Below are 22,612 nucleotides of genomic sequence, written 5' to 3'. Positions count from 1 at the left end.
AAAGCCGAAGTTTGGGACAAATTTTTTTTGGTTATAATTTAAAAAATTAATGCATAATACCATGTGGGAAGACGATGATGAAAATGATTCTTGGGATGAAAGTGATGAGGAAGAGTTCCAGAAAGAAAAGGACAGGATCAATAACCATCCCCTCAAAATCAAGGGAATGGAGATTTACAAGCTGACGAGTGCCTTAGTGGGTTCTCTTGACGAGGCAAGGGCTGAACTGTATGGAAGTCTTATGATGGAAAGTGCCATGATTATACCGGCCAAATTTTCCGGTGCAGAAGGTGTCAATGATTTTATCCTAAAAATGGAGAATGCCACTATTATGAAAATCCACGCGCGAAGCCTTAATTCCATGACTTACCAATTGGCTTTGGAGGGAACACATGCCGAAGAACATTTACAACTTCTACGCGATGCTATTGAAGAATTCAAAAAAATGTTCAAAGAATGGGTAAAGGGATTTGATTCTGCTGATAAATATGATGATGGCTGGGGACTTTTTGTTGACTAATGGAGACTTTGTCCAAATCTGAAACCTAAATAAGCCCCGCCAACCATCAGGATCAAAGTGATAGCACCGACCAAAAGCATTACCCCGAGGGGCATTTCCCATTGTTCTGAGCCTATTTTGAAGTGTATAATTCTCTTGAGATTCATGTTAAATTGACTGACAGATAAGGGATTATTCAACAAGTAAAAAACAAAAAAGCGGGCTTACATAAACCCGCTCTTTCAATCAAACTAGTAAACTTTAATTTATAAGCCAATAGTTTTTACGTAAGCTTCCAACCTTTGGTTTCAATTTCTTCAGCTGATTTTTCTACTTTTTCTTTTAACGACTCTTTGAAAGCCAAAAGGTTCTTGGAAATTTCTTCCGAAAAGGCCCCGATCATGGAAGCTGCCAATATTCCGGCATTTCTACCACCATTTAATGCAACCGTGGCTACAGGAATTCCAGCCGGCATTTGAAGTATAGAAAGGATGCTGTCCCATCCATCTATGGAATTGGAGGATTTGACAGGAACACCTATCACCGGCAAAGTGGTCAGTGAGGCTACCATGCCCGGCAAGTGGGCGGCACCTCCTGCACCTGCGATGATGACTTTGAGCCCTCTGTCTTTTGCACTTTTGCCATAATCTACCATTCTGTCAGGAGTTCTATGGGCCGACACCACGGTTAGTTCATACCCAACTCCAAGCTCTTCCAATACCAATGCCGCTTCCGACATGATGGGCAAGTCGGACTTGCTTCCCATAATTATCCCTACCTGAATTTTCATATGTTAGGCTTTTACTTTGATCATTTCTTTTATATGCAAAGCTCTTTTTTTCAATTTTTCAACCTCATTGTCAAGGATGGTGACGTGGCCCATTTTTCTAAAAGGCTTGGTCGTTTTTTTGCCGTAAAGATGTACATAGACGCCTTTTTGGGACAAGGCCTCGTCCATTCCTTCCACATAAGCATCGCCTGTATATCCTTCTTCCCCAAGCAGATTGACCATGGCGGCAGGGCATCGGGTATCTGTATTGCCCAAGGGCATACCCATGACAGCACGGAAATGTTGCTCAAACTGTGAAGTAAAATTTGCTTCAATCGTATGGTGCCCGCTGTTATGAGGGCGAGGCGCTATTTCATTGACAAGGATTTCTCCGGATTTGGTGACAAACATCTCCACTGCCAATATCCCGATCATTCCCAATTCTTCGATAACCTGAATGGCTATCTGTTGTGCTTTTTGTTCAATATCATCACTGACCTGCGCAGGAGAAAAGAGAAACTCAACAAGATTAGCGGTCGGGTGAAAAGCACATTCCACCACTGGAAATGCTTTGGTTTCACCATTCGGATTTTTGGCGACTATCACTGCTATTTCCTTTTCAAAGTCAATCAACTTTTCCAATAATCCCGGAGCTTCAAAAGCCCTTTCAAGATCACTTTTTTCCCTGAGGATCTGCACGCCTCGACCATCGTAGCCTTCTCTCCCAAGTTTGTTAACGGCAGGAAGAAAAGAAGCATTTCTGATCACATCCGCCTTGTCTTCAGTCAAGATAAAATCAGCTGTTGGTATTCCTTTTTCTTTGTAAAACTGTTTTTGCAACCTTTTATCTTGAATCATTTTGATGATATGGGGTTGCGGAAAAACATCTTTGCCCTCATCCACCAATTTTTGAAGAGCTTCGGTATTCACGTTTTCGATCTCTATTGTGATGATGTCGCATTCTTGACCGAAAGCATACACCGTATCAAAATCATTGAGGCTGCCATTTACAAATTTCTGACAAATAGATTTGCAAGGGGCATTTGGATCAGGATCCAAGATATGGATATCGATATTATAGCTGATGGCAGATTGGATGACCATGCGGCCAAGTTGTCCTCCACCTAAAATCCCCAAAGTTTTTTGCTGATAATTCTGTTGCACGTACGGACTGTTGAAAGTCCAAAAATAAGTTAAAAATGCGGGTATCCGAAATCAGAATATTCAAAATTGAAAAAGCCCCTGTAAAGGGGCTCATATGGTTTGAATTAAATATTAGGTTAAACTGACCTTCCTCCAATTAATCTCAGAAGAATTGCAACAACAGCCAAAACAAGCAGAATGTGGATCAATCCTCCAGCACTGTACACAAAGAATCCGAAGATCCATCCAATGATCAAAATCACAGCAATCAAATACAATAGAGAACTCATGGCTTTCTTGGTTTAGTTAAATAATTGATTTATAGGCCAATAAATCAACTATCGTGCCACAACCTTATTGTTTAGAACTTAATACCCATCAACTCCATCAATTTGTGGGCATTGAAACTAGGGCAGGGACCGGGTTTGAGTTTGTAATCAAAATGGATTTTGTCATCCATTATTTCACTGTGAAAACTCTTGTTGACAAGGAATGAAAAACTGCTATCAAGTTGGCTGAGCTCTATGTCATGGGTTGAAATGATTCCCTTACAATTGCTTGCGGCTAGTTGCCTGATCAAGGCTTCGCTTCCCATAATTCTATCTGCAGTATTGGTTCCTTTAAGAATTTCATCCAAGAGAAAAAAAACAGTTCCCCCAGCTTCAGCTTTGGACAAAAGTTGTTTAATCCTTGCAAGCTCAGCATAAAATGAACTGACACTCTCTCCTAGGTTATCAGCATTTCGCATGCTGGTAAACAACTGAAATGGCCCGAGGATAAAGGCCTCAGCCATTGGACTCAACCCAACATTTACCATGACCATATTGATCCCCAAGGTGCGCATAAATGTTGTTTTCCCGGACATGTTTGATCCTGTGAGGAGTATGGTTTTGGTATTTTCAGCCAATGAAAAATCATTACCCACAGCCTTGTCTTTGGGGATAAGAGGGTGCCTTAGGTTTTTTGCTTCAATGATTTTTTCCCTTGACCAGGTAGGAGAAGAAAGATTTTGTTCTTCATAGGTAAATGAAGCCAAGGAAACCAAGGCTTGCCAAGTATCAAATACTTCTTCCCAATCAGCGATATGTTTTCCGAATTTCTTCCGCCAGATTTCCGCTCTCCAAATGAGGAAAAAGTCTATCCAAAAAACCAGGTTGAAAATCACAAACATCAAGTTAGCCCTGTTTTGTATCATAAAAGCCTTTTGTTCCAAGGATTTCAAAACTTCAGAAGCAACAAAACTATCATTTTTGATAGGTTCTTTAAGTGAATTCAAATACGGATCGGTAAAGTCCGATTGCTCAATCATCAAAGCCCATTTTCCAAAAGACTTGATATCTCCTTGATTTGGAAAAACTTTGGATGCTTCCTGAAGTGGTTTGAAAACCAATTTCAGGGAAAAGATACCCAAAACGATCCATGCCCCAATCCACACAGGAGGAATCATTCCCACTGCTGCCAAAAAAAGCAGGATACTTCCACCTATCGGCCCAAGTACCAGGGGTAAATAGTAAAAAGACCGCCAGCTTCCAGGTTGCCTGAGCCATGTATAAAAACCTGCTTTGGACTTTTCTTCTTTGATAAATGCCCTGCCGGTTGCTTCAAAATCAGAAACAAACTTAGGCTGCCGGCTCAGTTCCCGGACTGCACCGGACCTTTGGGTGGCGAGTTCAGGATTCATTTGGGACTGAAGCCAAGAAGCCAACTTTGCTTTTCCTCCCATATTGACGGTGTGGTTGAACAATTGGAACAAAGAATGGCTTCCAAAAATATCAAGGTCACTGGTAAAAGGATGGGCTTTGTCTATGAATTCGGCTCCGGCATCAAATCCCTGAAGGCTTCGAGAGGATCTTTTCACTTTCTCCTCTTCCATTTTGGCCAATTCGGTCAAAAAAGCAGTTTCATCCCGGTTTTGGTTGAACAATAAAATCAGGTAGATGAACCCTGCCAGTGACAGCAAAAACAGCATTAGAAATAACGGCTTGTCCGTAACGCCAACAATAAAAGCTGCAGCCATCACAAAAAAAACTGACAACCTGACCAAAGAAAGTACGATCCCTTTTCTTTTTGCTTTGGCAAGCAAATCCAAAATATCCTGCGAAACGTATGCAATATCCATGGCCTAAAGATACCAAAAGAATCTCTGTGGGCTAAAAATTTATATTTGCAATATTGTTGCATTTAAGATGAAAATCTCTACCTTTGAACCATATTATTCTTGTATTGTTCTCTTCATTAGAATAATGGTGGTTGACAGACGACTCCGTTAACCCCGGAGTCTTCTTACATTTAGAGCACAAAAACAGGATGATGAAAAAATTGATGATTGTGGCCTTGGTCATTTTGGTGGTCGGAGCAAGTGCGCAGCAGAAGCCTTTGGATATGTGGGGCATGTTTTCCAAAACAAGGTTTGTGGAAAAGCTGAACAGGGAATTTGGGATGTATTTCCTATATCCGATTTTTCCGGATGAGTTGAAAGCAATGGAGGGGAAAGAAGTCTCGGTGACTGGTTTTTACATTCCATTGGATATGGTCACTTCCAATTATGCTGTTTTATCAAAATTCCCCAATGCAGAATGTTTCTTTTGCGGTGGAGCAGGACCTGAAAGCATCGTGGTGGCATATTTGACGAAAAAACCCGCCAAAAGAATCAATGTGGACGAAATCATTACCATTAAAGGAAAACTTAAACTCAACGATTCGGATATCGACGAATTGAATTTCATCCTTTTGGATGCGGAAATTTCAAATTAAAGCCAGATAAATTATGGCAAAGGAAAAAAAGGTTAAAAGACCAAAAAACCAAAAAGAGACTTTGGCTGACGAATGGGATTTTTCAGACGGTTTTGGTGGTATACCGGAAAATGTATCTCTTACCAAGAATATTGGATGTGCCTCAAATTCAGGTGATAAGAATAAAATTTCTTCAAAAAATTTCCCTAAAACTGATTAACCTATTAATTTTTTTTGCGTTACTTTCAGGATAAAACTTAATCCACATGAAAGTAAATCACCCACAAATCCCTACTTTCCTGTTTGCCCTAGGAATTATCTTTTTGATGTTTTCTTGTGAAAAAACAGAAGAACTTTTGCCTCAGCAGGACACCGCTGTCCTCAATGAAGAGGCTCAAGTTAATGCCGCTTTTGATGAAGCAGACTTTTTTACCTTGTCTGCGATGCAAAGCAACGGTCTAGGTTTGAGAACTCAACTCGGCCTGGAAAGCGATTACTGTTCGACTACCAAAGTCGATTTTTATCCAAACAACAAGTCAATTGTTATCAACTTTGGAGAAGGATGTACGAGCCCCAAAGGAATCAAACGAAAAGGAAAGATCATGGTGTATTTTTCTGCGTTGTCCTTTGAGTCAGGAACAGAAATCACCTTGGCATTTGATGGCTATGAAGTCAATGGTCTCAAAATTCAAGGTCGCCGAAAACTTATCCATCGTGGTTTTAACGCTGATGACAAATACTTCCTTTTTGAAACGGTAATCTTTGATGGCAAGGTCACATGGCCTGATGGCACATTCGCAACAATGGAAGGTGAATACCTCAAAAAACTTTTCTTGCCAAATGCTGATCGCGGATTTAAATTAGAAGTGACGGGAGGTGCCGGTGGAGTTACGAGACTTGGTATACCGTTTATGTCTCTGATAGATCAAAAATTGGTATTCAACCAGGAATGTACCGATAAGGGAAATTGGATTCCATCTTCCGGTATAGTTGACCTGACATTAAACTCGGAATCTAAATTCCGCATCGATTATGGGGATGGTGAATGTGACCGAATTGCTTCAGTTACCCACAATGAAAAAACAGTATCAGTGAAATTCGACTGAGAAGCCGATGGAATACAGTCAATTATCATTTTTAAATCAAATAAAGAAAGGCCGGAAATCCGGCCTTTCTTTATTCCTTTCCTTCAGGATAAAAATGATGGACATCTCTTTGGGGAAAAGGGATACTTATCTCATTAAACTCCAATGCCTCTTTGATTGCTTCCATGTTTTCCCAAAAAACCGGCCAAAGGTTTTCAGTATCTGTCCAACATCTGATGGTAAGGTCAAGAGAATTGTCCCCGAAATTACCAAAGTATACCACCGATTCTGGTTCTTTGTGTATCCTTTCGTCTTTGTTCAATACTTCAAGAATAATTTTTCTCGCTTTTTTGATGTCCGTCCCATAGGCAATTCCCACTTTCATATCTACCCTTCGGGTGGATTTTTGGGAGTAATTTATGATCAGGTTATTCGCCAAAATCCCATTTGGAACTGTCACCAATTTATTGTCAAAATTTTTGATTTTGGTGTAAAGGATGTCAATACTCTCCACTTCCCCGGTAGTCCCCTGTGCTTCCACGGTGTCTCCAACTTTAAATGGCTTAAACATTAGGATCAAAACCCCACCTGCAAAATTGGCCAAGGAACCCTGTAATGCCAAACCTACTGCCAAACCTGCCGCACCCAGTATCGCAACAAAAGAAGTCATCTCCACTCCCATAGTGGTCGCAATGCTGATCAGTAACAAAACCCAAAGAATGGCTTTTGCAAAACTTTTCAGAAAAGTAGCAAGTGAAGGATCCACCTCTGACTTTTCAAATGCTTTACTCATTATTTTCTGAACCAAATTGATCAGATACTTACCTACTAGGTAAATGATAAGACCGAGAATCAGTTTCGGTCCAACAGAAAAAGCAAGGTCAACTGCCTGCTGTTTGATAAGGTCCAAAGTTTTTAAGTCAATTCCGTACTCTTCCATTCGTATTTAATTAGGGTTTGTAAAATGAATTTAAGGCCAAATTTAAGTGAATCTGCAAATTACCCTCCATCTGAATGCCCAATTCCATTGGATCTGAAAAGGTCCAACCCCGGCTTTTTGTAAAATATGCTTGATATCTTTTCTTGAAAAACCCCTTAGAACTGAAAGCGGTCCATCATTTTGGACCATGGGGGATTTGGAAAATAAAGCAGTCAAAAACCGGATGCTGTAATAAGCCAAAGGATGGCGATGGAGGTCATTGATGACCAAACCCAAAGATGCGCCCTTATTAAAAACCCTTGTAAGCACAATTAGTTCCTCATCGGTAAAATGATGTGTAAAAAGTGTACAGGTAAAAACGTCCACTTTGATGTTTTCAAACTCCCTGTCAAACACATTCTGAGTCAAAAAACTGACATTAGGATAATTTTTTAAATTCTCTTTTGCCATAGCGACCGTATGGTCATTGGCATCGATTCCTACAAACTGGCAGTCATATCCATTCTTTGAAGCCCAATCTGCCATAACACGCAGCATGTCGCCGCCGCCACAACCGATATCGGCGATGGTATATTTGCGGTTTTTGTCACGGTCCAAAAGAATCTCCAGTCCTGAAGTAGTCACATAGTTGCCGCCCAAAAATCTGTTGATGGTACGGAGCTCGCGCAAAGTCTGCCTAAGGATTTCTCCTCCGACTTCTAAGTCATCCATGATCTCTTTATCATAGCAGCGCTGATCGAACTTTCCCATTACTTTTCCAATAAAAGGGTTTCCAAGGTAAGCCCCGGTCCAAATCCCATTGCCAAAATATCTCCATTGGATTCCGGGTCTAGGAGCCATTTTTTCAAAACAAATAAAATGGTCGCCGAGGACATGTTTCCAAAAGCTTTCAAAATTTCATGGGAGTGTAAATTCTGTTCAGGTGTGATTTGGAAGGCATTTTCCACTTTCTGTAAAATCTGTTTTCCGCCCGGATGGATTGCAAAATTTTTGATTTTTGACAGTTGAAAAACTTCCTCTAAGTAGCCAAGGATCTCATTCAAGCCTTTGTACAACAGATCAGGAACATATTTGCTCAGCCTCATTTCGAAACCAAAATCCCCGATAGACCAAGCCATGTCGCTTTCGCCTTCTTTGAAAACCCGGCTATGGTATTTTTTGATCTTCAATCCGACCGGTTGGCGTCTCACCAATGCCGCCGCAGCGCCATCACCGAAAATGGCATTTGCCAAAAGATTGTCCTCCGTGTAGTCCTTCTGAAAATGAATGGTACAAAGCTCGATTGCGAGTACAAGCACCTTGGCACCGGGATCGCTATCACAGATGCGGTCTGCCAACTTGATTGCATTGAAAGCCGCATAGCAACCCATAAAATGGATGGCATACCGCTCAACGTCATTTCGGAAACCGAGGGCGTGGATGATCTCCAGGTCCAGGCCAGGCGCAAACATGCCTGTGCAGGAGACCAAAATCAAATGTGTGATTTCCTTGGCTTGGATATGGGTTTTGGAAAGGCAATCATCAACGGCTCTTGTTGCAAGAGTTAAAGCTGATTTTTCAAAAAGTCCCATCCTCATTTTGGTGGAGGGAAAGGGTTCCAATTCCTTGTTTTTCGGAAAAAAGCTGAATTTTTCGGGATTGACAAAATTGAAGTCTTCAATCACGCTGAATCTATTTTCTATTCCCGTTTGCCGGTATACAAAATTTAATTTCCTTGATTCCTGAGTATCCAAGCCATGGGCCATTTTCATAAATTCCCCGATCTGAAATTGGGGAACAGGATTTCCTGGGTTGGCTGTGCCAATGCTTACGATGTGGTTGTTCATTAAATTTAAGTTACACTTATTTTTTCTAACTTGGGATACCTGAAAGATAACCATCCCTTACCCTAAAAGTTAAAAATCTAAATTTATTTATGTTTAAACTATCAAGTTGGAAACACCTCAGAATTCCATTTTCCTTCTATCTCCTTCCGATATTCATTTTTGCTCTGGCTTTTACCCCCAACCACAATCCCGAAAGGATGCTGATTGTACTGGTAGCTTTGCACTTCTTTCTTTACCCTTCGAGCAATGGTTACAATTCTTATTTTGACAAAGACGAAAAAAGTATCGGCGGTCTGCGCAACCCGCCCAAAGTCACCAAAGGGCTTTATTTTCTTTCTTTGGTGTTTTTTTTGGTTTCCCTGGCGCTTGGTTTGATGATCAATTGGCAATTCAGCAGCATGCTGCTTGTCTATAGCCTTGTGTCCATGGCTTACAGCCATCCCTCCATCAGACTCAAAAAGTATGCCTATGTAAGTTGGGTGGTAGCAGGGTTCTTTCAGGGATGCTTCACTTTCTGCATGGCTTATGCGGGATTGAGTGATTTTGGTTGGGAGGTTTTTACCAAAAGCCACGTCTTGATTCCGGGCTTGCTGTCCAGTCTGATGCTGTGGGGTTCTTATCCTCTGACGCAAGTCTACCAACACGAAGAAGATGCCAAAAGAGGGGATATCACGCTGAGTCTGAAACTGGGCAAAAAAGGAACGTTTGTTTTTTCAAGCGTCTGGTTTTTGGTGACGGGTATCTGCTTCAGCTGGTTTTTCCTAAGCAGGAATCAGGAAAGCGCCTTTTATGGATTCCTAGGCGCCATGCTTCCGGTGATTTTGTTTTTTATGGTCTGGTTTTCTTTTGTGCAGAAGGATGAACAAAAATACACCAATTATACCTGGACCATGTGGATGAACAGGATATCTGCCATTGCATTGAATATCTTCTTTGCCTGGTATTTCTTAGAGAATACGCAGATTTTGCAGGCTATAGGTTAGTTTCTCTAATTTTAAATCAAAACGATACATTGGTTTTAAAATCAATATCTTCAATATCTCAAAATCAATTTGGATGAAGAAAGACAGTTGGTTAACTAATGTCATTTCTAACACCCAAAGCTTTGATTTAAAATCCTTCCCCATGTGTCCTTTTCATAATCTCCTTAGCCAAAAAAGAAGAGTTTTTGATCAGTCCTACTGAAAATTCTGAAACTGCTTTTGACCCAAAAAGCCACTGCACTTTTCTGCCGATCCACAATCTGGTTTTGAAAATACGGTCCCATTGGCTGCGGTATTGGCTTTCTATCTGAATTCTCTCCTTGTTAAGAAGAATGGCTTCAGCAGCCAATTTGCCTGTGTGGATCGCGATCGCCATGCCATTGCCGCAGAGCGGAGTAATCAAACCTGCCGCATCACCGACCATCAGGATGTGGTCTTCCACCGGCTGTTTTGGTGAAAAATTGATCTCGTTGATGACTTCCGGTTTGTCAAAAAGGAATTCACTGTATTTAAAAATTTGCCTGAGATGTGGATTTTTGTGGAGTACCTCTTTTTCCATTTCAGGAATACTTCCATAATGTCGGAGTTGCTCTTTTGAACCCAAATAACAAAGATTAAAAATCCCTTTTTCCACTTGGTTGAGGCCACAATATCCCCCCTCAAAATTATGCAGGGCGACAGTATCCGGATCAAAGTCCGTTTTGATGTGGTATTTGACACCGATAAACGGGCTGCGCTGATGCATAAAAGGCCTGTCCATGGCTTTGTCCACTTTGGACCTTTTGCCAAAAGCCCCGATGACATGGTTGGCAGACAGGGAATTGCCTTTATTGAGTTTGAGAAAAAACCTGTTTTCTTTTGACTCAAATCCAACTTCCTCCACCTGGGTCTGAAGCATGAATTTTACCCCTGCTGCTGATGCTTTTTGGTATAAAAACAAATCAAACGCATACCTGCTGATACCAAATCCTCCAAGGTCCAAGGGCATATTGGCCACGTTTCCCTTGATTGAACTCAGCTGAAACTTATTGATGTCAGAAGGTCCTATTTCCTCGGGAAAAAGGTTTTCACCGACCAAAAAATCCCTGACTTCATTGGAAATATATTCTCCGCAGACACGGTGAAAGGGGTAAGATTTTTTTTCAATGAGCAAAACCTCCCTTCCGTTTTTCGCCAATTGGTGTGCAGCAATCAATCCCCCCAAGCCTCCACCAATTATGATAATTTCTGAATGCTGCATAAAACCGTCGCGCCTTTTAAATGGAATGAATTGCCGTTTATCAAATTTCGGCTTTTGAATTTAAGAAAAGCCCTGAATTACGGGTTAATTTCAAAAGTTAATTATCAAGTCAACTACATAACACATGAAGAAGTTTACCCAAATGTATTTACGAAAGGGATTGACGTTTCTTCTTTTGATCGGAATGATCTTCGTCGGTGACGAAGCATTTGGCCAAAAGAAAAAGAAAAAAAATTCCAAAAATGCCCCTCCTGCGGCTGCAACCGCTCCTGCAAGACCGGCATCTCCAAAGTCAGGACCAAAGCCATACGAAGAGGTCATAACTGATAAAGCCAAATCCAAAGATGGATTATTTAAAGTCCATGAATTGGATGGCAAGTATTTTTACGAAATCCCTGATTCGCTCATCGGAAGAGAAATGCTCATCGTCACGACAATTGCCAAGACTGCAGACGGAATCGGCTATGGAGGTGAAAGAACCAACACTTTGCTCGTCAGATGGGATCAAAACGGCGATAATGTGCTACTGAAAGTGGTTTCTTACAGCAATACTGCTGCTGACTCTTTACCAATTTTTACTGCAGTAAAAAGCTCTAACTTAGAGCCTATTCTTCAGAAATTTGACGTCAAAGCAAAAGCAACTGACAAAAATGGTGTGGTCATCGAGGTGACAGATCTTTTTTCAAAAGACGTTCAAGCAATCGGTTTGCCTAGAAACAGGAGAACCGAATACAAAGTAACCCGGTTGGACAACGAGCGCTCCTACATCGAGCGCATCAGCACCTATCCGATCAATATCGAAGCAAGGTATGTCATGACCTATGCCGCTACCGAACCACCTTCCAATGCAAGCACAGGATTGATTACTGTGGAAATGAATTCCTCTATGGTATTGTTGCCGGAAGAACCGATGATGCAGCGTCTGTCTGATCGACGTGTGGGTTGGTTTAGCCGCTCGGTGGTAGATTATGGACTCGACCAACAAAAGGCTGCTAGAAGGACTTTCCTTGACCGTTGGAGATTGGAAGTGAAAGAGGAAGATTATGAGAAGTTCAAGAGAGGTGAATTGGTAGAACCAAAGAAACCGATCGTGTTTTATATAGATCCTGCTACACCTGAAAGATGGAGACCTTATCTAAAACAAGGAATTGAAGATTGGCAGAAGGCTTTTGAGGAAGCCGGATTCAAAAACGCCATTCTAGCCAAAGACGCACCTACCAAAGAAGAAGATCCTGATTGGAGTCCTGAGGATGCAAGGTATTCTGTCATCAGGTATTTTGCCTCGGATATTCAAAATGCATATGGTCCCCACGTGTCCGATCCCCGATCGGGAGAGATCATTGAATCAGATATCGGTTGGTATCACAATGTGATGAACCTACTCAGAAACTGGTTCTTTATCCAAACCGCAGCAGTCAATCCTGAGGCAAGAGGAGTCAATTTCAGAGAAGAAACTATGGGCAGATTGATTCGCTTTGTGTCCTCGCACGAAGTGGGACATACTTTGGGTCTACCACACAACTTTGCCTCTTCACATGCCTATCCTGTGGATTCTTTGCGTTCAGCTACTTTCACCAAAGAATTTGGAACCGCCCCTTCTATCATGGATTATGCGAGATTCAACTACATCGCTCAACCGGGAGATGCAAATGTCAGCTTGATGCCTGATGTGGGACCCTATGACAAGTATTCCATTGCATGGGGTTATAGGCCGATTTTGGAAGCCAAGACTCCAGAAGAAGAGCAACCGACTTTGGACAAATGGATTTTGGCAAAGCAAGGAGACCCGGTTTACCGATTTGGCCGTCAGGGAAACAGTTATGATCCAAGCAGTCAAAGTGAGGACTTGGGTGATGACGCGATGAAAGCTTCTGATTATGGTATCAAAAATCTGAAAATCATCTTGCCTAACCTGGCTAAATGGACTGCTGAGGAAGACAAGCCATTCAAAGATTACAGTGACCTCAATGAAATGTATGGTCAGGTCATCGGCCAATACAACAGATACATGGGGCATATCAGAACCAATGTAGGTGGTGTATATGAATTCTATAAATCAGCAGGACAGGATGAACCTGTATATGTCCACACTGACAAAAACAAGCAAAAACGAGCCGTCCAATTTATCAACAAGGAGCTTTTTGCAACTCCGACTTGGCTGATGGATGAAAAAATCATTGAAAGAACAGGTGATTTTGGGGCATTGGAAAGAATCCGTGGCGTGCAAGTCACCACTTTGAACGGAATCCTGGAATGGGGTAGACTTGGAAGAATGATCGAAAATGAAGCCCTAAACGGTAAAAACGCCTACACCATGGTGGAGCTGTTTGATGACCTCCGTGGAGGAATATGGACAGAATTACCTAGCGGAAAAACCATTGATGTGCACAGAAGAAGTCTTCAAAGGGCGCATATAGAGCGCTTGGAATTGTTGCTCACCGGTAACGAACCGAACCTTCCTGCACAGTTCAGGGCTTTTCTTGGTCCGCAGATCAACGCTTCCCAATCCGACATCAGACCGATGGCAAGGGGTGAACTGAAAACCCTACAAAGACAGATTACCGCTGCGATTCCAAGAACCTCAGACAGACTTTCCAAACTCCATTTGGAAGATGCTTTGGATCGAATCAATAAAATCCTGGATCCAAAGTAAGAGGTCTGAATTTATATTAATTGATATTTGATATTGATGGATATTGGTTCAAAAACCATCATTTCTTTAGTATTGAAGTAACAAGAATAAAAATGGATAATAAATAATCTAGAGAAAAGGCCAAGCTGAACAAGTTTGGCCTTTTTTTGTGTTATGGTCCTAAGTCCCTATTTTTACCCAAACATATTTTAAAACGATGTCCCACAGCCCACTTCAGATTCTTCAGGAACACAACCTGCGGATTACAAATTGTAGACAGGAAGTATTAAAAACTTTCTTGGAAAGGCAAATGGCTCTTTCCCATTCAGATTTGGAGGAAGTGTTGCAAAAGGATTTCGACAGGGTGACAATATACAGGACTTTGAAGACCTTTTTGGACAATGACCTGGTCCATAAAGTCCTTGATGACAGCGGCGCCACCAAATATGCTTTGTGTTCACATTCACATGCCGGTGAGCAAAGTCATGACCACGAACACGTTCATTTCAAATGCGAAAAATGTGGAAGGACCATTTGTATAGAAGAATTGAGTTTGCCAAAAATCACTCTTCCCAAAGGATATATCAATAAAGAAGTAAGTCTTTTGATCCAGGGAGTCTGCGACAAATGCAACTGATCAAACTTCTAGAGGTTCCCGGGGGGATTTTTTTGTAGGTGAATCAGTTGGCCAAATTACACCGGGAGGCAAGTCAATTTTAGGAGGAGTAAAATCCTCAACACCACCATCTCCATCATCACTGCTGTCTGAATTTCGCCCCAAATTTGACTTGGTCATGGTCGCTACAAAATAAATCAGTACCACATAGGCAACTCCACATAAGACCAAATCAACTATCAAGCTACTCATATTCAATGAAATTTGAATCAATTTACTACAAAACCATGTAGAAGTCAATCAATTAACTCATCAAAGACAATATTGATTTAAGAATTTTTAAAAAAATGAATTGGTTTCTTGTTTAGCTTGTGAAATAAGGGATATCATTAGATATTTGCGCACGAAAAAAATGAAGTAATGATAGTCAAAACAAAAAAATATCAATTAGAAACAAGTACCTATATCAAGCTTGGACTTACCAATATTTTGAAGGAACAGTGGTGGGTGGTGCTGATCGCCATTGCTATAGGTTGCGGTTATTTTTGGATTGCCTCTTGGTGGTGGATCAGCATGGCCATTTTGGCTTATGCCTTATATTGGCTTTTTTGGGTTATCCAATTTGCAGGCGTCACCCAAATGGAACAGAACAAGGTCATCTTTGAAAAAATGTCCTACGAGATTGACAGTAGGCAGATATTGATGAAGCTCAATGTCCAACAGGGAATGCCCATCAAATGGGATCTGATCAAAAAAGTGGACCTGACCAAAGAAGCCTATATCCTGACCATGTCCAAAGCCCAATTCATATACCTTCCTTTCAAAATTTTCAACACGGAGAATGAAAGGAAATTTATGGAGGCAATTCTTAGAAGAAAAGGATATCTGCCTGAACAATCTTCAGGAAAAATAGCAACAGCGGAAGGGAAAAAGTAAATAGACCACAGACCACAGTCCACTGTCCATGGCCCCTTCATCTGCACTCAGAACTTGGATTCATATGATTTGAATCAAGAAAAAAAGATAAATAAATAGTAAAACGAAAAGGCCTGATTAGGTTTGAATCAGGCCTTTTTTGTCTTGATTTTTAAAATCTGCCACTTTGGATTTGAAGAATTGATTTCAATTAAAGTGGCTGTCGTCTGTCGACCGTGGTCAGTTGACTTGTTACATTTTCGGAAGGATCACCGTGTCAATCACGTGAACCACACCATTGGAAGCTTCGATGTCAGCTGTCGTTACAGTGGCATTGTTAACCATGGCCTTTCCGTCTTTCAAAGTGATGGTTACTTCAGAACCTTGGGCAGTTTTAGCCTTCATTCCGTTTTTGAGGTCTTTGGAATAGACTTTTCCCGGAACTACGTGGTAAGTCAATACCGCAACCAATTGGGCTTTGTTTTCAGGCTTCAAAAGATTTTCCACTGTTCCCGCAGGAAGTTTAGCGAAAGCCTCATTTGTAGGAGCAAAAACTGTAAAAGGGCCATCACCCTTCAGGACACCGACCAAGTCACCGGCTTTGACAGCGGCTACCAAGGTGGAAAGGAATTCGGTCTGAACCGCAAGATCAACGATATCTGCTTCCGGGTTCAAAGTGGCATTTTTGTTCAATGTGAAGGATGAAGTTAAAAAGAATGTGAACAACATCGCAATGGCAAATAATTTTTTCATGGTAACAATAGTTTTGGTTAGGCAATATAAAGTCCAAAGCCTATCCTATTGTTTTTCAAATACTTGTGAAATTATGTTAAGAGATTTTGACGTACGGCATACGACCGTTTGTTTACAAAAAATGGCTGTTTATAGAAATGATTTATTTGGACGGTATCAAATCGTAGCTCCCGCAGATTGCGCTGACTGGCGCAGAAAAATTCTGAAGTGGGGTTTGGGAAAGTATTGTTCTAATGGAAAAGCAGGAGATGAGAATCTGATTTTTCATTAGCTTTCCAATTATCCAACCTGCCCTTCCACCTTAACACAAATCCTTCATCACAATTATTTCCAAAATTCAGATTATTCGGTTAAGCTTTAATTATTTTGCAGGATGCAGATCAGACTTATCGCCGTCGGCAAAACAGACCATGCAGCCATTCAGTCCCTTGTGGAGGAATATAGCAAGCGCTTGGGTTTTTATATCAAGTTCGAGTTGGAAATCATACCCGATCTAAAAAACTCCAAAAATCTCAGTGAAGCTTCCCAAAAGGAAAAAGAAGGAGAACTGATCCTGAAAAAAGTCCAGACTTCAGATGAGTTGGTGCTGCTCGATGAACAGGGAAAGCAATATTCGTCAGTGGATTTTTCGGAATACCTCCAAAAGAAAATGAATACAGGTTTGAAGCAATTGATCTTCGTCATCGGCGGCCCTTATGGATTTTCAGCTGAAGTGTACCAAAGGGCAAACGGCAAAATCTCCCTTTCCAAAATGACCTTTTCCCACCAAATGGTCAGGGTATTTTTTGTGGAACAACTGTATCGGGCTTTTACGATCCTGAAGAATGAACCTTATCACCATCAATAAGACGTGAGACAAGAGATATGAGACGTGAGATTGGCAGGGGGATAAGAAGCAAGAGACGAGAATCGAGACATAAGACGTAAGACGTAAGATTAAAGAAATTGGGGAATGACGATTGGTGTAGCGTCATCTTGAATCAGAGGTACGATCCCGACAGCTGTACGGGAGAAAGATCCCTAAATAAAAAAGACTCTTCGCTACACTCAGAGTGACGTCATAGATTGAATCGGACATCAAGCCATCAAATATCCTCCATTTTCGCAACCTTAACCCTCTTTAAATCCCCGGAATCATCCGTCCAAGCAAACCAAAGGGAATTTCCGTTATTGGTCATTTGGGGAAAACCACTGCTTCTTTTGTCGGATGAGGTAGCCACTTGGATAGGATTGCCCAATTTTCCGGAGGAATCTACTGACCTGACAAGAATCTTTCCCTCTTCCATCCAACATACCATCGCTTTGTCTTGGGCTATCATTTCAATGTCCACCCGTCCAAGGGTTTGCCCAAGGTCGATTTTGGTAGGCGTTTCAAAGGACTTTCCATTGTCCTCGGAAAAGGAAACTTTCACTTCAGGATTGTCCTTTGCACCTGTGTACCAAGCCACAGCAACCTGATTTCCCAAGGCAGAGACTCTAGGGCCGTTGACGGGACAGGCGGCTATTTCCCACAAATCCATATAAACCGGTGCCGTTTCCTTCCAATTTCCGTTTTCAAATTTTGCAATTCCCAAATCCCTGATTTCTGTTTCGGACCTGTCTCTGAAGATCACCACGGGACCTTCCTCGGTCATCGTCGCGGTCGTCTGACAGCAATCACAAACCCTGTTGTCCAATTCCCATTCGTCTATTTTATTCCCATCAGTATCCAATACTGCTGCCCTGACCGTCATCTGACCATGGTGACCGTGGTCATGGCTATGGTCGTGGCCTCCACCTCCGGTATTCCTCCCATCCAACCAACTGACGAGCATATTTTCTCCCCAAGGAACCATGGAAACAAAGCCATGTTCTGTTTGGGTCTTGTCATCGTGGAGGACAAAGGGTTCGGACCATTGCTTCCCATCTTTGGAAATAGTGATCCGGACATCATATGCAAAGGTTCCTTCTCCGCTTTTCTGCAAGAATGCAGCGACCAACGTCCCGTCTGCAAAAGCTGACATCTGTGGATAATCCGCCCAGTTTACAAACCAATCTGTTCCTTGGGCAATGGTGGTTTCGGGGGAAAAAGTTTCCCCTTCCAACTTGGAGAATTTAAAAATATTGATGGAATCATATTTTTCAATCCAAGAAAGATAGGTTTCGCCTTGGGGAGAAGTAAAAAGATACGGTTCTTCGATATGGGCGTTTTCAGAAGACAATTCTTCTACTATTTCAACAAAAGGCGCAATGGTTTCCTGCTTTTTTTGCCCACAAGAAAAAAGGGCTGTCCCCAAGAGGAAGCCCAATGCAATTATTTGATTTTTGTTTCTTTTATTCATTTTTAGTCTGTTACCACCATTTTGAAACCTTCCCCATGGATCGTGATGATCTGTACTTTGGGATCGTCTTTGAGGATTTTCCTGATTTTGCTGAGGTACACATCCATGCTTCGCGCATTGAAGTAAGAATCATCTCCCCAAATCTGCTTCAGGGCATGACTTCTATTTACCAGTTTGTTGATTTCTGAAGCCAAAAGCCTGATCAGTTCATTTTCCTTGGAAGTGAGTTTGTGGATGCCTGATGGGCCTTTGATGTATTGCTCATCATAGTGGAGTTCAAACTCCCCAAAACGGTATTGCTTCAAAGTCGTCACTTCTTCCTGTTTTTGAGTTCTCCTTAGAATAGCTCCAATTCGGAGTAGTAATTCCTCCATACTGAACGGCTTGGTAATGTAATCATCCGCACCGATCTTGAGACCTTCGATGATGTCTTCTTTGAGGTTTTTGGCTGTCAGGTAGATGATAGGCAAGTCTTCCTGTACTTTCTTGATTTCTTTGCCCAGAGTAAATCCATCTTTCTTTGGCATCATGATATCAAGTATGGCCATGCTGTATTTGTCCTTTTTGAACTTGGACCATCCTTCCTCTCCGTCACGGCAAAGGGTGGTTTCATAGCCTTTCATGGTCAAGTATTCCTGTAGGATATCCCCTAGATTCGGATCATCTTCTACTACTAATAGTTTTGGTTTACTCATGGTGTCTTGGGGAGTTTGATGGTAAATATACTTCCTTTTCCTGGTTCACTGTTTACTGTGATTTCACCCTTGTGGGCTTCTATGATGGTTTTGACATAAGATAATCCTAACCCAAAGCCTTTTACATCGTGTACATTGCCTGTGGGAACCCTATAAAACTTGTCAAAAATTTTCTTTGTCACTTCTTTGGACATGCCTATACCATTGTCCTGAATGGAAACAAAAGCATATCCATTTTGATCCCAAACTTTGATATGGATGATAGGACTTTCTTTGGAGTACTTGTTAGCGTTATCGAGAAGGTTATTGAAGATGTGTGCCAAATGAAATGCATCAGACATCATATATGGGTCTCCAATTTCATTTTCAAGCGTGATTTTACCTCCTTTATTTTCAACCTGCAATTCAAATTGGGATTTGGCATCTTCCAGTAACTCAATCAAGTTGACATATTCCAATTTCAAGCTGAATTCCTTTTTTTCCAAAGTGGCTGCCTGCAAAACTTTTTCGACCTGTCCTCCCAATCTTTTGTTTTCATCCTTTATGATGCTGAGGTATCGCTTGCGGAAGGATTCCTGATTCAACAGGTCCGGATCCTGCAAAGCTTCCACAGCAAGACTGACCGTCGCAATTGGGGTCTTGAATTCATGGGTCATGTTGTTGATAAAATCATTTTTGATTTCAGAAAGATTTTTTTGTCTTATGATCACCCTTATGGCATATACAAAACAGAAAATCACCACACCAATAAACAAGATTGAACTGAGTACCGGGAGCCAAATCTGTCGAAAGACATAAGCCCTTTTGTTAGGGAAATTGACTAAGAGGTAATTTTCTTGAGAGATGATGTCACTTGGAAACAATCTTGCCTGCATCCTTGAGCTCATCAGTGAGAATGAATCAGCTGAATTGGTAATCGGCAAAAATTTCCCATTGTTGTCAAGAATCCCCAATTCAAAGGACTGTTCTATTCCTTTTTCTTTCAGGTTATTTTTGACTAACATCCTTACCTGTCCGGTATCCATCCTGGCAAGAATGTCCTTTTCACCGATCAATTCTTCCCAAGCCCTGTTCATAAAATCAATCTTTAGGTTTGCGCTTCGGATTTTTTCCAAAGCATCTACAGGAATGTTGTATTCCTCTTCAAATTCACCGTCACGGACAATCCCGTACCGGCTTCTGAAAATTTTCTCGTTTTGATTGAGGTATTGAAACTGTCGCTCCCTCTCCTGCAAGAGTATTTCCATCTCATCAGGTGTAAACATGGAAGAGGCAATCTCAGGAGTAAGGTTTGTAAAGAAATTATCCAAATCTGTCATGATGGAAATATCCAATCCCCTAGCCTCAATCAACCTTTTGAAGCTTTGGCTGATCTGTGGAATCGGCTGTTGCAGCAAGGTATCCATTACAGAAGGTCTTCTTCGGGAATTAGGCCTTTGCCTTACCTGCACCACTATAGGTTCGATCTTTTGGGTGAGGGACTGTTGAAGCAAGGTGTCTTTTGCGAGGTAACTTAAAAATATATCGCTAGTCTCTCCTTTTTCCATTTGATTGACCGTAGCGGCCAATGATTGGTAGACTGCCTGCTCAAATCTTTCCTCATTGATACGGAGCGCATTCCTGATCCAATAGTATTGGAAGCCCACCAGACCAAGGCTGGAAATGGACATCAATATAATAATCAGTTTCATCTGAGAACTCGACATGCTGCAAATTTATGCCTTATTGGGTGGTAAGGGATGGGCTTAACATAATTTAACTCTGAAAATAATCTAACGGATTTCAATCAAAGAAGATTAAAGGAGCCAATTTTCAATCTTTTTTATTGTAGTTCTATCCTTATCTTTGGGGCTTAATATTAGTTAAATGGAAGTAAAAGACCAGCAATTTAAGATTCAGGGAGTTTCTTTGATCGATTTGGCACAGGAATATGGCACACCACTCTATGTGTATGACGGAGAGAAAATCCTTGAAAAAGTCAAGCTTTTGCAAAAATCTTTTTCAGGAGTCAACCTAAGAATCAAATATGCCACCAAAGCGCTTTCCAATATCAATATCCTGAAATTGATGAAAAAAGCGGGAACGGGAGTGGATGCCGTCTCTGTAGAGGAGGTCAAACTCTGTAGATATGCCGGTTTTGAACCTCATGAGATCATGTATACTCCTAACAGTGTCTCTTTTGAAGAAATACAAGAGGCAGTCGCCCTAGGCGTAATGATCAACATTGACAATATTCCGATGTTGGAGCATTTCGGCACATACTTTGGAAATAAAGTTCCGATTTGCATCCGACTCAATCCACATATTCTTGCAGGCGGAAATGCGAAAATATCAGTGGGTCATATAGATAGCAAATTTGGCATTTCCATTCTTCAGTTGAAGCATGTACTCAAAGTTGTGGAAGCACATAACCTCCATGTTATTGGTCTTCATATCCACACCGGATCAGATATTTTGGACGCTGAAGTTTTCCTTAGGGGAGCCAATATTGTTTTTGATGCTGCAAGAGAATTTAAAGGATTGAAATTCCTTGATTTTGGTGGCGGTTTCAAAGTAGCTTACAAACCGGATGATATTTCCACAGATATAGAGGAAGTCGGTGCCAAAGTTTCTCAGGCCTTCAAAGCTTTCTGCAAAGAATATGGAACTGATTTGGAGATCTGGTTTGAACCCGGGAAATTTCTCGTATCCGAATCAGGCTATCTTTTGGCAAAAGTCAATGTGGTCAAGCCAACACCTGCCTCCACTTTTGTCGGAGTGGATACGGGACTAAATCATCTGATCCGCCCGATGATGTATGATGCCTATCATGGGGTGGTGAATATTTCAAAACTTGACGGACTCGAAAGGATCTATACCATCGTCGGCTACATCTGTGAGACGGATACCATCGCAGCAGACAGAAAACTTAAAGAGGTACAAGAAGGGGATATTTTGGCAATCAAAAATGCAGGTGCTTATGGGTACAGCATGGCTTCCAATTATAATTCAAGACTCCGTCCTGCTGAGGTTTTGATCCTAAATGGCAAAGCAAATCTCATCCGAGAAAGAGAAACTTTCGACGATATCCTGAGACATCAGCTCGATATTGGATTGTAACAAAACCCGATTCAAAATAGAAGCCCGACTCAAAAAAGTCGGGTTTTTTATTTTTTGGATCTTGGGGTTTAATTTTTTCAGGTTTTTATAAATTTTTTTATCTCACTTCACATCGCAAAAAAAGCAGGTCTTCTTTAAGTTTTTGAAATTGATGGTAAAACAGCCCATTGAAGGAGCTTTTGATTACTAAAGCTGGGATTCTGTTTATTGGTTTTTTAGCATAAAATTTCTTTTATTAAATCCAATCACCCAAAGACAGAAATATCATTTTGTTTTATTCAAATAACATAAAATAATATTTCTATTTACCAAAAACAGATTTTTGCTTTTCAACCACAAAATCCCATGGTCAAAGAGCGCTGT

The 22,612-nt window shown here is 41.2% G+C and carries 24 protein-coding genes; 10 read left to right on the top strand and 14 right to left on the bottom strand.

Annotated features, from left to right (window positions below; genetic code table 11):
• The first annotated feature begins 49 nt into the window (after positions 1-49).
• Entirely contained in the window at positions 50-520 is a 471-nt protein-coding gene (locus NK987_RS14725) for a hypothetical protein (RefSeq protein ID WP_338021203.1), read from the top strand.
• Here the strand turns inward: NK987_RS14725 and NK987_RS14720 are convergent.
• From NK987_RS14720 to NK987_RS14700, 5 genes are all read right to left on the bottom strand, one after another.
• Positions 517-666 (bottom strand): hypothetical protein, encoded by a 150-nt coding sequence (locus tag NK987_RS14720; protein WP_259264460.1) that lies wholly within the window; start codon positions 664-666, stop codon positions 517-519. The two genes, NK987_RS14725 and NK987_RS14720, sit on opposite strands and share 4 nt — an antisense overlap.
• A gap of 116 nt (positions 667-782) precedes the next feature.
• Complete coding sequence (purE, locus tag NK987_RS14715) at positions 783-1,289, bottom strand: 5-(carboxyamino)imidazole ribonucleotide mutase (RefSeq protein ID WP_259264459.1); 507 nt, start codon at positions 1,287-1,289, stop codon at positions 783-785.
• Between the two features lie 3 nt (positions 1,290-1,292).
• On the bottom strand, positions 1,293-2,432 hold the full coding sequence (locus tag NK987_RS14710; protein ID WP_259264458.1) for a 5-(carboxyamino)imidazole ribonucleotide synthase: 1,140 nt from the start codon (positions 2,430-2,432) through the stop codon (positions 1,293-1,295).
• A gap of 116 nt (positions 2,433-2,548) precedes the next feature.
• A complete protein-coding gene (locus NK987_RS14705) occupies positions 2,549-2,701 on the bottom strand; it encodes a lmo0937 family membrane protein (RefSeq protein ID WP_157370057.1) in 153 nt (50 codons plus the stop codon).
• Positions 2,702-2,772: 71 nt separating this feature from the next.
• Positions 2,773-4,530: a MutS-related protein gene (locus NK987_RS14700; protein WP_259264457.1), complete on the bottom strand. Its 1,758-nt coding sequence runs from the start codon at positions 4,528-4,530 to the stop codon at positions 2,773-2,775.
• A 188-nt stretch (positions 4,531-4,718) separates the two neighbouring features.
• On the opposite strand from NK987_RS14700, the gene NK987_RS14695 reads away from it, so the two are divergent.
• The 3 genes from NK987_RS14695 to NK987_RS14685 are packed head-to-tail and all read left to right on the top strand — an operon-like array spanning position 4,719 to position 6,250.
• Positions 4,719-5,165 carry a hypothetical protein gene (locus tag NK987_RS14695; RefSeq protein ID WP_259264456.1) on the top strand — a complete coding sequence of 149 codons (447 nt, stop codon included), beginning with the start codon at positions 4,719-4,721 and terminating at the stop codon, positions 5,163-5,165.
• A 13-nt stretch (positions 5,166-5,178) separates the two neighbouring features.
• On the top strand, positions 5,179-5,364 hold the full coding sequence (locus NK987_RS14690) for a hypothetical protein (protein WP_258424116.1): 186 nt from the start codon (positions 5,179-5,181) through the stop codon (positions 5,362-5,364).
• A gap of 46 nt (positions 5,365-5,410) precedes the next feature.
• On the top strand, positions 5,411-6,250 hold the full coding sequence (locus NK987_RS14685; protein ID WP_259264455.1) for a hypothetical protein: 840 nt from the start codon (positions 5,411-5,413) through the stop codon (positions 6,248-6,250).
• A gap of 70 nt (positions 6,251-6,320) precedes the next feature.
• On the opposite strand, the gene NK987_RS14680 is transcribed toward NK987_RS14685, so the two are convergent.
• From NK987_RS14680 to NK987_RS14670, 3 genes are read right to left on the bottom strand one after another with little or no spacing between them, the layout of a single operon-like run.
• The gene (locus NK987_RS14680) at positions 6,321-7,169 is read right to left on the bottom strand and encodes a mechanosensitive ion channel family protein (RefSeq protein ID WP_259264454.1); all 849 of its coding nucleotides are present in this window, start codon (positions 7,167-7,169) and stop codon (positions 6,321-6,323) included.
• 42 nt (positions 7,170-7,211) lie between these two features.
• Positions 7,212-7,919, bottom strand: coding sequence for a methyltransferase domain-containing protein (locus NK987_RS14675; RefSeq protein ID WP_259264453.1), 708 nt, complete (start codon positions 7,917-7,919; stop codon positions 7,212-7,214).
• Positions 7,919-8,995 (bottom strand): type III polyketide synthase, encoded by a 1,077-nt coding sequence (locus NK987_RS14670; RefSeq protein ID WP_258424120.1) that lies wholly within the window; start codon positions 8,993-8,995, stop codon positions 7,919-7,921. The genes NK987_RS14675 and NK987_RS14670 overlap by 1 nt, the downstream gene beginning before the upstream one ends.
• 89 nt (positions 8,996-9,084) lie before the next feature.
• Here NK987_RS14670 and NK987_RS14665 point away from each other — a divergent pair, with 89 nt between their 5' ends.
• A complete protein-coding gene (locus NK987_RS14665) occupies positions 9,085-9,978 on the top strand; it encodes a UbiA family prenyltransferase (protein WP_259264452.1) in 894 nt (297 codons plus the stop codon).
• A 127-nt stretch (positions 9,979-10,105) separates the two neighbouring features.
• On the opposite strand, the gene NK987_RS14660 is transcribed toward NK987_RS14665, so the two are convergent.
• Entirely contained in the window at positions 10,106-11,218 is a 1,113-nt protein-coding gene (locus NK987_RS14660) for an NAD(P)/FAD-dependent oxidoreductase (RefSeq protein ID WP_258424122.1), read from the bottom strand.
• A gap of 124 nt (positions 11,219-11,342) precedes the next feature.
• Between NK987_RS14660 and NK987_RS14655 the strand changes: the two genes are divergently transcribed.
• Positions 11,343-13,871, top strand: coding sequence for a zinc-dependent metalloprotease (locus NK987_RS14655; RefSeq protein WP_259264451.1), 2,529 nt, complete (start codon positions 11,343-11,345; stop codon positions 13,869-13,871).
• A 196-nt stretch (positions 13,872-14,067) separates the two neighbouring features.
• A complete protein-coding gene (locus tag NK987_RS14650) occupies positions 14,068-14,487 on the top strand; it encodes a Fur family transcriptional regulator (RefSeq protein ID WP_259264450.1) in 420 nt (139 codons plus the stop codon).
• Here the strand turns inward: NK987_RS14650 and NK987_RS14645 are convergent, their stop codons facing one another.
• Complete coding sequence (locus NK987_RS14645; RefSeq protein WP_258424125.1) at positions 14,488-14,718, bottom strand: hypothetical protein; 231 nt, start codon at positions 14,716-14,718, stop codon at positions 14,488-14,490.
• Positions 14,719-14,886: 168 nt separating this feature from the next.
• Here NK987_RS14645 and NK987_RS14640 point away from each other — a divergent pair, with 168 nt between their 5' ends.
• Positions 14,887-15,402, top strand: coding sequence for a YcxB family protein (locus NK987_RS14640; RefSeq protein ID WP_259264449.1), 516 nt, complete (start codon positions 14,887-14,889; stop codon positions 15,400-15,402).
• A gap of 231 nt (positions 15,403-15,633) precedes the next feature.
• Here the strand turns inward: NK987_RS14640 and NK987_RS14635 are convergent, their stop codons facing one another.
• Positions 15,634-16,134: a fasciclin domain-containing protein gene (locus NK987_RS14635; RefSeq protein WP_258424127.1), complete on the bottom strand. Its 501-nt coding sequence runs from the start codon at positions 16,132-16,134 to the stop codon at positions 15,634-15,636.
• Positions 16,135-16,507: 373 nt separating this feature from the next.
• Between NK987_RS14635 and rlmH the strand changes: the two genes are divergently transcribed.
• Entirely contained in the window at positions 16,508-16,981 is a 474-nt protein-coding gene (gene rlmH / locus NK987_RS14630; protein WP_258424128.1) for a 23S rRNA (pseudouridine(1915)-N(3))-methyltransferase RlmH, read from the top strand.
• A gap of 238 nt (positions 16,982-17,219) precedes the next feature.
• On the opposite strand, the gene NK987_RS14625 is transcribed toward rlmH, so the two are convergent.
• The 3 genes from NK987_RS14625 to NK987_RS14615 are packed head-to-tail and all read right to left on the bottom strand — an operon-like array spanning position 17,220 to position 20,820.
• Positions 17,220-18,455 carry an exo-alpha-sialidase gene (locus NK987_RS14625; RefSeq protein WP_259264448.1) on the bottom strand — a complete coding sequence of 412 codons (1,236 nt, stop codon included), beginning with the start codon at positions 18,453-18,455 and terminating at the stop codon, positions 17,220-17,222.
• A gap of 2 nt (positions 18,456-18,457) precedes the next feature.
• A complete protein-coding gene (locus NK987_RS14620; protein WP_259264447.1) occupies positions 18,458-19,150 on the bottom strand; it encodes a response regulator transcription factor in 693 nt (230 codons plus the stop codon).
• Positions 19,147-20,820, bottom strand: coding sequence for a sensor histidine kinase (locus tag NK987_RS14615; protein WP_259264446.1), 1,674 nt, complete (start codon positions 20,818-20,820; stop codon positions 19,147-19,149). The genes NK987_RS14620 and NK987_RS14615 overlap by 4 nt, the downstream gene beginning before the upstream one ends.
• A 196-nt stretch (positions 20,821-21,016) precedes the next feature.
• On the opposite strand from NK987_RS14615, the gene lysA reads away from it, so the two are divergent.
• Positions 21,017-22,249, top strand: a complete 1,233-nt coding sequence (lysA, locus tag NK987_RS14610) for a diaminopimelate decarboxylase (protein WP_259264445.1) — start codon at positions 21,017-21,019, stop codon at positions 22,247-22,249.
• The last annotated feature ends 363 nt before the right edge of the window (positions 22,250-22,612 follow it).

This window comes from Aquiflexum gelatinilyticum (assembly GCF_024813435.1).
GTDB lineage: Bacteria > Bacteroidota > Bacteroidia > Cytophagales > Cyclobacteriaceae > Cognataquiflexum > Cognataquiflexum gelatinilyticum.
Note: the sequence above shows the minus strand (reverse complement) of the source record. Positions and strands in the feature narration are given on the sequence as shown.